The sequence below is a fragment of the Enterobacter sp. V87_3 genome (assembly GCF_029967835.1).
In the GTDB taxonomy this organism is placed as follows: domain Bacteria; phylum Pseudomonadota; class Gammaproteobacteria; order Enterobacterales; family Enterobacteriaceae; genus Enterobacter; species Enterobacter cancerogenus.
This window is the reverse complement of the sequence record NZ_JASCAM010000017.1, coordinates 50,855-63,270: the sequence shown is the minus strand read 5'-3', so window position 1 is coordinate 63,270 and position 12,416 is coordinate 50,855. Positions and strand designations below refer to the sequence as shown.

12 protein-coding genes are annotated in these 12,416 nt (G+C 53.4%); all 12 read right to left on the bottom strand.

Annotated elements, in window-relative coordinates; genetic code table 11:
• Window positions 1-216: 216 nt before the first annotated feature.
• The 12 genes from cpoB to mngB all read right to left on the bottom strand — a co-directional run bounded on the left by cpoB (window position 217) and on the right by mngB (window position 12,406).
• Entirely contained in the window at window positions 217-1,005 is a 789-nt protein-coding gene (gene cpoB / locus QLG21_RS08330) for a cell division protein CpoB (protein ID WP_137849046.1), read from the bottom strand.
• 9 nt (window positions 1,006-1,014) lie between these two features.
• On the bottom strand, window positions 1,015-1,536 hold the full coding sequence (pal, locus tag QLG21_RS08325) for a peptidoglycan-associated lipoprotein Pal (RefSeq protein WP_006177214.1): 522 nt from the start codon (window positions 1,534-1,536) through the stop codon (window positions 1,015-1,017).
• Between the two features lie 35 nt (window positions 1,537-1,571).
• A complete protein-coding gene (gene tolB / locus QLG21_RS08320; RefSeq protein ID WP_137849047.1) occupies window positions 1,572-2,864 on the bottom strand; it encodes a Tol-Pal system beta propeller repeat protein TolB in 1,293 nt (430 codons plus the stop codon).
• 129 nt (window positions 2,865-2,993) lie between these two features.
• Window positions 2,994-4,244, bottom strand: coding sequence for a cell envelope integrity protein TolA (gene tolA, locus QLG21_RS08315; protein ID WP_282484206.1), 1,251 nt, complete (start codon window positions 4,242-4,244; stop codon window positions 2,994-2,996).
• Window positions 4,245-4,272: 28 nt separating this feature from the next.
• Window positions 4,273-4,701 (bottom strand): colicin uptake protein TolR, encoded by a 429-nt coding sequence (gene tolR / locus QLG21_RS08310; RefSeq protein ID WP_003858589.1) that lies wholly within the window; start codon window positions 4,699-4,701, stop codon window positions 4,273-4,275.
• Window positions 4,702-4,704: 3 nt separating this feature from the next.
• Window positions 4,705-5,397, bottom strand: coding sequence for a Tol-Pal system protein TolQ (tolQ, locus tag QLG21_RS08305; RefSeq protein ID WP_137849049.1), 693 nt, complete (start codon window positions 5,395-5,397; stop codon window positions 4,705-4,707).
• Window positions 5,394-5,798 carry a tol-pal system-associated acyl-CoA thioesterase gene (gene ybgC / locus QLG21_RS08300; protein ID WP_042321018.1) on the bottom strand — a complete coding sequence of 135 codons (405 nt, stop codon included), beginning with the start codon at window positions 5,796-5,798 and terminating at the stop codon, window positions 5,394-5,396. Before ybgC ends, tolQ begins: the two co-directional genes overlap by 4 nt.
• 149 nt (window positions 5,799-5,947) lie before the next feature.
• Window positions 5,948-6,238, bottom strand: a complete 291-nt coding sequence (ybgE, locus tag QLG21_RS08295; RefSeq protein ID WP_006177209.1) for a cyd operon protein YbgE — start codon at window positions 6,236-6,238, stop codon at window positions 5,948-5,950.
• Window positions 6,238-6,351, bottom strand: coding sequence for a cytochrome bd-I oxidase subunit CydX (gene cydX / locus QLG21_RS08290; RefSeq protein ID WP_006177208.1), 114 nt, complete (start codon window positions 6,349-6,351; stop codon window positions 6,238-6,240). Before cydX ends, ybgE begins: the two co-directional genes overlap by 1 nt.
• A 14-nt stretch (window positions 6,352-6,365) precedes the next feature.
• Complete coding sequence (gene cydB, locus QLG21_RS08285; RefSeq protein WP_137849050.1) at window positions 6,366-7,505, bottom strand: cytochrome d ubiquinol oxidase subunit II; 1,140 nt, start codon at window positions 7,503-7,505, stop codon at window positions 6,366-6,368.
• A 15-nt stretch (window positions 7,506-7,520) separates the two neighbouring features.
• Window positions 7,521-9,089, bottom strand: coding sequence for a cytochrome ubiquinol oxidase subunit I (gene cydA / locus QLG21_RS08280; RefSeq protein ID WP_042321014.1), 1,569 nt, complete (start codon window positions 9,087-9,089; stop codon window positions 7,521-7,523).
• Window positions 9,090-9,772: 683 nt separating this feature from the next.
• Window positions 9,773-12,406: a mannosylglycerate hydrolase gene (gene mngB / locus QLG21_RS08275; protein ID WP_282484205.1), complete on the bottom strand. Its 2,634-nt coding sequence runs from the start codon at window positions 12,404-12,406 to the stop codon at window positions 9,773-9,775.
• Window positions 12,407-12,416 lie beyond the last annotated feature (10 nt).

Here is a 12,416-nt window from a genome sequence, read left to right as displayed (position 1 = left end):
AACCTGCGACCAATTGATTAAAAGTCAACTGCTCTACCAACTGAGCTAACGACCCACTTTTGCGCTGCTTTCACGTTGTTTGATATCCCGTGGCAACGGCGGCATATATTACTGGTTTAAGATTTCAGCGCAACAAAAATTTCGATGAAGATCACTTAACTGCTTAGTAATCATGCTGCACGACCAGAAATAACACGATTTCTGGTCATGCGTTAATCATCCCATCGAATTCAGACGTTTTTGCGCCTGTTTGGCACCTTCGGTACCCGGGAATTTTGCAACCACCTGCTGATAAACCGCTTTGGCCTTCGCAGTGTCGCCTTTGTCCTGCATGATCACGCCGACTTTAAACATCGCATCCGGCGCTTTAGGCGATTTCGGGTAATTTTTCACCACAGAAGCAAAATAAAACGCCGCATCGTCTTTTTTACCCTTGTTGTAATTCAACTGTCCCAGCCAGTAATTGGCGTTTGGCTGGTAAGTGGAATCAGGGTACTTCTTAACGAAGTTCTGAAACGCCACGATAGCGTCGTCCTGCCGCGATTTGTCCTGTACCAGGGCAATGGCCGCGTTGTAGTCCGTATTCGCGTCACCGCTCTGTACAGGCGCGCCTGTTGAGGCTGAAGCGTCCGGAGCTGGCGTCGCCGTAGCAGCGCCGCTCTGGTCACCTGTCGCAGGCTGTGCTGCTGCACCGCCGCTGCTCAGGCTATCCATTTGCTGCAGGATCTGCTTCTGACGTTCCACAACCTGATTAAGCTGATACTGACTTTCCTGGATCTGACCACGCAGGGAATCAATATCGTTTTGGTTATCGGAAAGCTGCTGCTGGAGTTGCGTTAAAAGCTGGCTGTGAGCGTTAGAGATACGCTCAAGTTGGGTGACCCGGTCTTCTACCGAGCCTGAGCCGACACTACTGATTGGTGCCTGAGCAAAAGCGGCCCAGGGGGCCGCTATTCCAACCAGTAACGACAGACTCAACAGTTGATGTCTGAAGTTACTGCTCATGCAATTCTCTTAGTAAACCAGTACGGCACGACGGTTTTTGGCGTAAGCCGCTTCGTCATGACCCAGTACTGCAGGTTTTTCTTTACCGTAAGAAACGATGGAGATCTGGTCAGCAGAAACGCCTTTACCCTGCAGGTACATTTTAACGGCGTTAGCACGACGTTCACCCAGGGAGATGTTGTATTCTGGCGTACCACGTTCGTCCGCATGACCTTCTACGGTGACTTTGTAAGACGGGTTGCTACGCAGGAAGTTAGCGTGAGCATCCAGCATCGCAGCGAAGTCAGAACGGATGTCGTATTTATCCAGATCGAAGTAAACGATGTTGTTCTGCTGCAGCTGCTGCATCTGAAGACGCGCCTGCTCTTCAGAAGACATGTTGCCATTGCCGTTAGCGTCCATACCAGTACCGGCACCCATCATGCCTTCGCCGCTCTGGTCATTGCTTGCGTTCTTGTTAGAAGAACACGCTGCGATTGCCATTACAGGCAGAGCGATCATCAGCCCCTTCAGCACTTTGTTCAGTTGCATTTCTAAGATTCCTTTAGTAATCAATTAATTATTATTTACAGATACGGCGACCAGGCAGGTGATTTGACCTGTCCATCAGTTGCCGGAATACGCGCTTTGAAACGCCCATCTGTAGAAACCAGATTCAGCACAGATCCCATCCCCTGAGAAGAGCTGTAGATTACCATAGTGCCGTTAGGTGCCAGACTTGGCGTTTCATCCAGGAACGTTGACGAGAGAACTTGCACGCCACCCGTAACCAGATCTTGTTTGGCAATGTGCTGCTGACCACCCGCAGTGCTGACCATTACCATCGTTTTACCATCGGCACTGACATCAGCATCCTGGTTCTGTGAACCTTCCCAGGTAATACGCTGCGCTGCTCCGCCGTTGATATTCACTTTATAAACTTGTGGACGACCGGCCTGGTCAGACGTAAAGGCCAGGTTCTGGCTGTCCGGGAACCAGGTTGGTTCGGTATTGTTGCTGCGACCATCGGTGATCTGGCGAATTTGACCCGAGCCGATGTCCATCACGTACAGGTTCAGGCTGCCGGTTTTCGACAGGGCGAACGCCAGTTTTGTGCCGTCCGGAGAGAATGCCGGTGCACCGTTGTGACGCGGGAACGACGCAACCTGACGCACAGCACCGTTAGACAGCGTCTGAATCACCAGCGCTGAACGACCGCTTTCGAAGGTCACGTAGGCCAGTTTCGAGCCGTCCGGAGACCAGGCCGGAGACATCAGCGGCTGCGGAGAACGGTGAACGGTGAACTGGTTGTAGCCATCGTAGTCAGAGACGCGCAGTTCATACGGGAACTGACCGCCGTTGGTCTGAACGACGTAAGCGATACGCGTACGGAATGCACCTTTAATCCCGGTCAGCTTTTCGAACACTTCGTCACTTGCCGTGTGACCCGCGTAGCGCAGCCACTGCTTGTTCACTTTATAAGTGTTCTGAGCCAGAACGGTACCCGGCGCACCGCCGGTATCCACCAGCTGGTAAGCGACGTTATAGCCACCGTCCGGAGCAGGCGTTACCTGACCGACAACAACGGCATCAATGCCCAGCGCAGACCATGCGGCAGGCTGTACTTCCTGCGCGGTGCCCGGCTGCTGTGGCAGACGAGAGCGATCTAACGGGTTGAATTTTCCGCTGTTACGCAGGTCAGCCGCAACGATGCCACCGATATCTTCAGGCGCGGCACCCGGCCCCGCCCACTGGAACGGAACAACGCCGATCGGGCGCGCCGAGTCCACCCCCTGGGTGATCTCGATACGTACTTCTGCGTGCAGCACAGCTGCCCACAGCATTAAAAAACCAAATGCTACACGTAATGCCTGCTTCATCATATCTCCCTTATCCGGGTAACCTTACCCATGATAATTTAGCAGAATGTTAACAAACCCAAATATAAAAACGACACGGTCCTGGCTATGACAATAGTCGGTTTTCCATACTTCCCAAAGGAAAGACGATCACAGCTTAAAGTCTAGTTTGGCATCTTTTATCTTATCGTAAACAGCCTCACTCGGCGGTTTAGGAATGTTCGCCGATCTTGCTGCGGCTAACGCTGCCTGACAAAGCGCAGGATCGCCCCCTTCAGAAGTGACGCTTTTTAACCGTCCATCCGGGGCAAGATTGATATGCAGCACGCACTGTTTGCCCTGATACAGGCCCGCATCAAACAGACGGCTTTGGATCGCCACCTGAATCTGCTTCGCATAAGCGCTGATATCTGCACCCGTTGCACCGCCGTTGGCGCCGGAAGTCCCGCTGTCTTTAGACGGCTGACCGTTTCCTTTCGCTCCGCCGCCCGCTTTCGGTGCATTCTTACCTGAACTCAGGTCGCCCAGCAGATCGTCGACGCCGGCAGCCGCAGCAGCTTTTTCAGCAGCGGCCTTTTTAGCAGCGGCTTTTTCAGCAGCAGCTTTTTCAGCAGCAGCTTTCTTATCGGCAGCAGCTTTTTCGGCTGCAGCTTTTTTATCTGCGGCAGCTTTCTCGGCAGCCGCTTTTTTATCAGCCGCAGCTTTTTCAGCGGCAGCCGCTTTTTCAGCCGCGGCCTTCTCGGCAGCAGCCGCTTTCTTCGCAGCGTCAGCCGCCGCTTTTTTCTCGGCTTCCTGAGCGGCTTTCTTCGCAGCATCCGCTTCAGCTTTTTTCTGAGCATCGGCAGCGGCTTTCTTCGCAGCTTCTGCTTCCGCTTTTTTCTGGGCATCCGCAGCGGCTTTCTTCGCGGCGTCGGCCGCCTGTTTCGCCTGAGCATCAGCCTGTGCTTTCGCGTCTGCGGCCGCTTTGGCTGCAGCCTCTTCCGCCTGCTTTTGCTGTTCCTGCGCTTTTTTCGCTGCCGCTTCCGCTTGTTTCTGCTGTTCCGCCTGCTCTTTCGCCGCTTCCTGAGCCTGCAAACGCTCTTTCTCCAGCTGTTTCAGACGCTCCTGCTCTGCGGCCTGCTTTTCACGCAGCTCCTCAGCCTGCTGTTGCGCCTGTTTTTCACGCTGTTCTTCAGCACGTTTCGCACTCGCCTGCTGCTGTTGCTGGCGATTATAGTTCTGAACGACCGCACCGGGATCCACCATAACGGCGTCGATGGAGGATCCCCCACCGCCGCCTGATGCATCAATATGCTCGTCGAACGAACTCCAGATCAGCGCTGCAAAAAGAATCACGTGCAGCACGGCGGAGACGATTATCGCTCGTTTAAGCTTGTCGTTCTGTTCGGTTGCCTTTGACACTATCGGTTCCCAAAAACTACGCAGATGATCAAATAGGCTGAGTCATTAAGCCAACCGACTTAACGCCCGCACTATGTAGCAAGTTCAGCGCCTTAATAATTTCATCATAGGGCACATCCTTAGCGCCTCCGATCAAGAAGACCGTTTTCGGATTTGACTCCAGACGCCGTTGCGCTTCGGCAATCACCTGCTCTGGCGGCAACTGATCCATACGATCTTTCTCAACCACCACGCTGTACTGCCCTACTCCGGAAACCTCAATGATGACCGGAGGATCGTCATTGGTGCTCACCGCTTGCGATTCTGTCGCATCCGGCAGATCAACCTCCACGCTCTGCGTAATGATGGGTGCCGTTGCCATAAAGATCAGCAGAAGTACCAGCAGTACGTCCAGCAGTGGAACGATATTGATTTCGGACTTGAGTTCGCGACGACCTCGTCCACGCGATCTGGCCATGGTTTACCCCTTGTTACTCTCGGTGCTGGTAAACGCCTGACGGTGCAGAATCGCAGTGAACTCTTCCATAAAGTTGTCGTAGTTCAGCTCCAGTTTGTTCACGCGCTGGTTCAGACGGTTATACGCCATAACCGCCGGGATAGCCGCGAACAGACCAATCGCGGTTGCGATCAGCGCTTCTGCGATACCCGGTGCAACCATCTGCAACGTCGCCTGCTTCACCGCGCCCAGGGCGATAAAGGCGTGCATAATCCCCCACACCGTACCAAACAGACCGATATACGGGCTAATGGAACCGACGGTACCGAGGAACGGAATATGCGTTTCCAGCGTTTCCAGTTCGCGATTCATGGAAATGCGCATCGCACGCGACGCCCCTTCAACGACCGCTTCCGGCGCATGGTTGTTAGCACGATGTAAACGCGCAAACTCCTTAAAACCGCTGTAAAAAATCTGTTCGGAGCCAGAAAGGTTATCACGACGCCCCTGGCTTTCCTGATACAGGCGAGACAGTTCGATACCCGACCAGAACTTATCTTCAAAGGCTTCAGCTTCGCGGCTGGCAGCATTGAGGATACGGGTTCTCTGGATGATGATGGCCCAGGATGCGATTGAAAAACCAATCAAAATCAACATGATAAGTTTAACCAGAAGGCTAGCCTTCAGGAACAAATCAAGGATATTCATGTCAGTCACTGCTTAAACTCCGCGACAATAGACTTAGGAAGCGCACGAGGCTTCATTATGGTTGGATCAACACAGACAATCAGTACTTCAGCTGAGTTCAGTACGGTGTTGTCTGCATTAACTATCCGCTGCGTGAACACCAGCGAGGTCCCGCGCATAGATGTAATTTCAGTTTGGACTTCGAGCATATCGTCGAGTCTGGCAGGCGCAAAATACTCAAGCGTCATCTTGCGTACCACGAAGGCAACTCGCTCAGCCAACAGCACCTGTTGACTAAAGTGATGATGTCGCAGCATCTCTGTGCGTGCCCGTTCATAAAAAGCAACGTAGCTGGCATGGTAGACCACACCACCGGCGTCGGTGTCTTCATAGTAGACACGTACCGGCCATCGAAACAGCGTTGTATTCACTTTACATCCCAGTAATGCAACAAATAGAGAGAGCTTTTAAACTTCGCTACTATACGCGCGGGAATGATGGTTTGGAATGGGAGAAAGTAAACGGAGAGTAAATTTTTATGGGCTCGGGTAAGCCCATAAGGTTAACGGACATTTCTTATTCAGAAGAAGAAGAAAATCAGGCCTGCAAGAAGCACCAGATCGGCAATGAGCGGGCAGAAGATCCCCTGCCAGTGCAGCGCTTTCGGACGAAAGCCCACGCCGTGGATCACGCCCGTACAGACGGCCCACATCATCAGGAAGCCGTGCCAAATCTCCAGCTCGCTGGTTTTTGCCGCAAAGCGCGACGGGTCCCAGAAGATGCAGCCTGCCAGCAGTAATGCCATCACTAAAGAAAGCGCCCGTAACGGGCGCTTATCCATGACACGGTAAAGTGTCGCAATGATATTCATCAGTGCTTCTCTTCACCTGCTTTTGACGCTTCGACGTGCTCAAGCGCCAGGGCAGTGATGACACCAAATGCACAAGCAAGAAGCGTCCCTAAAATCCATGCGAAATACCACATATTCAGCTCCTAACTTAATACATAGAGTGGGTGTTGCTTTCAATATGCTCTTTGGTGATACGACCGAACATTTTCCAGTAACACCAGGAGGTGTAGAGGAGGATGATCGGAACGAACACGCAGGCCACATACGTCATCAGGTTCAGTGTCAGCTGGCTGGAGGTCGCATCCCACATGGTCAAGCTCGCATTCATCATCGTGCTGGATGGCATCACGAACGGGAACATCGCGATACCCGCCGTCAGGATAATGCACGCCAGGGTCAGGGAAGAGAACACGAACGCCAGTGCGCCTTTTTCCAGACGAGAGGTCAACACGGTCAGCAGCGGCAGCAGTACACCCAGAGCCGGGATAGCCCACAGCGCAGGCATGTTGTTGAAGTTAACCAGCCATGCTCCTGCCTGACGCGCCACTTCTTTGGTCAGCGGGTTAGACGGTGCGGCATGGTTAATAGCCGAGGTCACCACGTAACCATCGATGCCGTAAACTACCCAAACACCACCCAGTGCGAAGCAAACCAGCGTTACCAGCGCAGCAACCTGCGCCGTTGCGCGGGAGCGCAGGTGCAGTTCACCCACGGTACGCATCTGCAGATAGGTTGCGCCCTGAGTAATGATCATCGCCACGCTGACCACGCCCGCCAGCAGACCAAACGGATTCAGCAGCTGGAAGAAGTTACCGGTGTAGTAAAGACGCATGTACTCGTCGATGTGGAACGGCACGCCCTGCAGCAGGTTACCGAACGCCACGCCAATCACCAGCGGTGGAACGAAGCTACCGATGAAGATGCCCCAGTCCCACATGTTGCGCCAGCGGGTGTCTTCAATCTTGGAACGGTAATCGAAACCGACCGGACGGAAGAATAAAGAGGCCAGCACTAAAATCATCGCCACGTAGAAACCGGAGAAGGCCGCCGCGTAGACCATCGGCCAGGCAGCGAACAGCGCGCCGCCTGCGGTGATCAGCCACACCTGGTTACCGTCCCAGTGCGGGGCGATGGAGTTGATCATGATACGACGCTCGGTGTCATTACGACCGAGGAAACGGGTGAGCATGCCCACCCCCATGTCGAACCCGTCGGTGACCGCAAAACCGATCAGCAGAACACCGACCAGCAGCCACCAGATAAAACGCAATACTTCATAATCGATCATTTGATGACTCCTGTCTTAGCGTGCCGGCTGAGTAGTCGCAGTGGACTGCTCGTAGTGATAGCGACCGGTTTTCAGGCTGCTTGGGCCAAGGCGCGCGAACTTGAACATCAGGAACAGTTCAGCCACCAGGAACAGGGTGTACAGACCACAGATCAGCAGCATGGAGAAGATCAGGTCGCCCGCTGTCAGGGAGGAGTTCGCTACTGCAGTTGGCAGTACCTCACCAATCGCCCACGGCTGACGGCCATATTCTGCGACGAACCAGCCGGATTCAATGGCAATCCACGGCAGCGGAATACCGTACAGCGCGGTGCGCAGCAGCCATTTTTTCTCACCGATACGGTTACGAATCACGCTCCAGAAGGAGGCCGCGATGATCAGCAGCATGATAATGCCGCAGCCCACCATGATGCGGAACGCGAAGTACAGTGGCGCAACGCGTGGAATCGAGTCTTTGGTCGCCATCTGAATCTGCGCTTCCGTCGCGTCGGAGACGTTCGGGGTATAGCGTTTCAGCAGCAGACCGTAGCCCAGGTCTTTCTTCACGTCGTTAAAGCTGTCACGAACGCTCTGGTCGGTCGAACCACCGCGCAGCTGTTCCAGCAGCGAGTAGGCTTTCATACCGTTACGGATACGCTCTTCATGCTGCTCCATCAGATCTTTCAGGCCGGTAACCTGCTTATCGACGGAACGCGTAGCGATGATACCCAGTGCATAAGGGATCTGAATTGCGAAGCGGTTTTCCTGCGCATCCTGGTCAGGAATACCAAACAGGGTAAAGGCAGCCGGAGCCGGTTGCGTTTCCCACTCGGCTTCAATTGCCGCCAGTTTGGTTTTCTGTACGTCGCCCATTTCGTAGCCGGATTCATCACCCAGAACAATAACGGAGAGAATCGCCGCCATACCGAAGCTGGCTGCGATAGCAAAGGAGCGTTTTGCGAAGGCAAAGTCACGACCGCGCAGCATATAGTAAGAGCTGATGCCCAGTACAAACATCGCGCCGCACACGTAGCCTGAGGCCACAGTGTGAACGAATTTAACCTGTGCCACCGGGTTCAGGACCAGCTCAGAGAAGCTGACCATCTCCATACGCATGGTTTCGAAGTTGAAATCAGAGGCGATAGGGTTCTGCATCCAGCCGTTCGCCACCAGGATCCACAGTGCAGACAGGTTAGACCCTAATGCGACAAGCCAGGTCACAGCCATGTGCTGAACCTTACCGAGACGGTCCCAACCGAAGAAGAACAGACCTACAAAGGTGGATTCGAGGAAGAAGGCCATCAGACCTTCAATGGCCAGCGGCGCACCGAAGATATCCCCTACATAGTGGGAATAGTAAGACCAGTTAGTCCCGAACTGGAACTCCATGGTCAGGCCGGTTGCCACGCCCAGTGCAAAGTTGATACCAAACAACTTGCCCCAGAACTTGGTCATATCTTTATAAATCTGTTTGCCGGAGAGGACGTAGACCGTTTCCATAATGGCCAGCAGGAACGCCATACCGAGCGTCAGTGGCACAAACAGGAAGTGGTACATCGCGGTCAAGGCAAACTGTAAGCGCGACAGTTCGACTATATCTAACATCATGACTCCTTGCTCATCGCATGAAGACTCCGAGAGTGAAGCCCGTCATAAACGGATTCACACGCATGCCCCAATACAAAGTAATCTGCTCCCCTTCTTCGCTGCTTTTTCTCCTCGACGGGAAAAAGCAGTGATGAAAGGTTACAAATACGTTAATAAAAAACCCAAATTGATCCCGCAAATATAATACGCTGCAAAACCCTTACAATAAACAGGTTTTTAATGAATCACTTTTACGTTTTTCGACGGTGATCAATTTATAGCAAATATACCGGTTTTCGACCATTTTGATCGCGGACAATTTAACGCCTTTTGATGTCTTTTTCCAAGGATTAAACATTGATTTAAATCAAAAACAGACGGCATTGTTAAACATGTTTAATTGTGGTGAGAATGGTAAAACCCATGTTAACGATATGTGCATTGCAGGAAGGTAATAGTTATCAGTCACAGATAATAATATAAACAGACGTGATTTTATTTAACCAGTGCGGATCGCAACCTGTGATTTAACGGCAAACATATAATGCTATCCACCTCACAGTATTTTACGCGGGATCTGTTAAGCCTGATAATTACATTAATTTTACTTTTAATAGTCACAAAATTAACACCACGTTGTGACTATTCTATGAAGCAAAAGGCCGCACAGTCTGCGGCCTTGGTTATCGGAGGATGTGATGTCAGGCTAAGCTAAGATCAAACGTTCGTGACTGACCCGGTCTGAAAGCGCCTGTGATCCCGTCTGCATTGCCCTCCCCTTCCCGTAGACACTCTTTCAGGTCCGTTTCGTTACATGCCGCTATCGGCCTACTCATCGATAACGTCACCTCGCAAGAGGTGGTTTCTGAGGGGTTGAACAGGCGGAGAATAAGTGACTCGCGGTCTTCTGCCTTTTTCAGCGCACTCAGGACGCAACCTGTGGGCGACAGGGTCAACAAGCTGTAGCCCTCCGGCGTGGTGAACGCCGCACGGTTAAGTTTCATCGCATCCCAGGGGATTTTATTGTAGCAATGCACCGGCGTAAGCCATGCCTTCGCCTGCTGAGCGACGCCGGCGCTTTCCGGTGTGCCGCTAAAACTGAAGAGGCTAAATCGGCAGTCCAGTTTGCCCCGCAGCTGTGAGTCCGGCACCGGCATCTTGATCCCGGAAGGCCGTCCCGGGCGCAGCAGTAAATCCTCCTTGCCGAGCACCCCCACGCCGCGCAGCAGCGTCAGGGCGAAGGCTTTGGTATCGTCACCCACGATTTCGAATTCACGTAGCCCCTCGGTAAAGAGCGCCATGCCATTACGCTGCGCCTGAAGGACGGCGTAATGCAGCATATTCCAGACCGGCAGCGGCGCCTCTTTCCATCCCTCCGCCTGCCAGTTGTCCATCGCAGCATCGTGCACAGGGCGGGTCAGCGAGCCAAACTGCGTGTCAGCCAGCACCTCTTGCGTGGTAAACGGCGTGGGGATCAGTACGCGGACACGGTGATCGTCAGCCTGGTTATCCATGCGAACCGCCACATCAATCCGCCTGCTGTTGTGGCTGAGCGTGATCTCAACTTCAGCCGTGAGCGAGCCGCTTCGCTGGCGTGCCGAGCGCTCGGCCAGGTTTGCCGGTACCGACAGTTGATGCCGGATCACCGCCCTGCTCTGCCAGCCCTCATGCGTCACCTCAACGTCATGCTTGCCCTGCGCCGATGTGAGTCGCCACTCTTCACGAGAGGGAGAGTAATCGTACTCATCCCCGTCATCGGAACTCTCTTCGATCTCCAGCGCGCGATCATAAACCAGCCCGGATTCTTTATCCCGAAGGCGCAGCGTCCCGTCGTCATTGATATCGATCTGCCAGAACGCATTTTCCAGCAGCGCCTGGGGCGCGTTCTGCGCAGGGCGCACGCTCCCGGCAACATGGGGTTCAATAAAGAACGTGCGATACCCCATTGACGGGAGGATCTGGCTGAGCTGGATGTCAAACTCCATAAACGGGTCGTAGTTGCCGTAATGGACGATTTGCCGGTCGATGAGTCCCGGATCGATTTCGCGTGCGCTACGAAGGAAATAAGGGATGTCGTTGCCTTTATCATCCACAATACGGAACTGACGGGCGCGCAAGCGGATAGTGGTGTTAATGACCTCCTCTCGCGGCCAGGGCATCAGATTGAACATCACCAGCTTGTCCTGATCGCGTTGCGGCATGTTATCGACGATTTTGCGCATATAAAACCGCGTCAGGTTGTCGGCCATGTCTTCGGCCAGCGCGAACCGGGCGACAATTTCGCGATGGACCTTATCGCTACAGCAGCACCCGATGCTGTCATGAGCATGGTTTTTGAGGATCTCCTTCCACATTTTCTCCAGCAAGCCGTGGTGATACTCAAATCCCAGGCTCCAGGCAAGGGTCGCCAGCGGCTCAAGAATATTAATGATTTTATTCTCAATCCGGGCATGGGCGATTTTGATATCCATCCGCGTGGAGCCGATAGTCCGGTGTACGCGCATGTATTTCCCGTCGATAAACTCACCCTTCAGGGTTGCAAGTTGGTCACGATGGGCATCAATGCGATCGAAAACTTCCTCAAACCGGCTCATCACAAATTCACGCTGCGGGTAGATTTCACGCAGTTTATCCATCACCGCAAAAATATTCTGCTGGAGCGGCATCTGGTCGTGGCCGTTAGGCAGCAAAATCTCTTTGGTGACCGAGGCCTTCTCCAGCACTTCAAAGTAGCTGTCGAGACGTTTTCGCAATCCGGCTTCGTCCTCCGGTAAGTACTTACCAATCGCGTAGCCCAGCGGCAGCACCTGCGCCGTGACTTCGCTGCCGTCCGTGCTCTGCCAGAGAAATTCGGTTTTATCGGTGCCGTGACGTTCCGAGCACCCTCGCCAGAACAGGGTCCGGGTGATACCAAATCCGTTATAAATGTGCGGCAGTTGGGCTGACATTCCAAACGAATCCGGCAGATAGCCAATTTTCATCGGCTCACCAAAGGCCATGCAGTCGCGAATGCCGTACATCAGGTTACGCACAATCGACTCGGCAGAGACGAGGGTGGTATCCGTTTGGGTATACCACGGGCCGATAATCAGCTTACCCGTCTGTACCAGCGCCCTTACCCGAGGGCGGTTTTCCGGCTTCACCGCGAAGTAGTCTTCCAGCACCGCGGTCTGGCCGTCGAGGACGTAATATTTCCAGGCATCGTCCTGCTCGAGACGCGTCAGGATCTCCTCCATATTATTGACCAGAAGAATACGTGACTCTTCCGTGGTGAAGTACCACTCACGGTCCCAGTGCATGTGCGGCGTGATGTGAACACGAGATACAGCTTTCATCTTCGTTTCC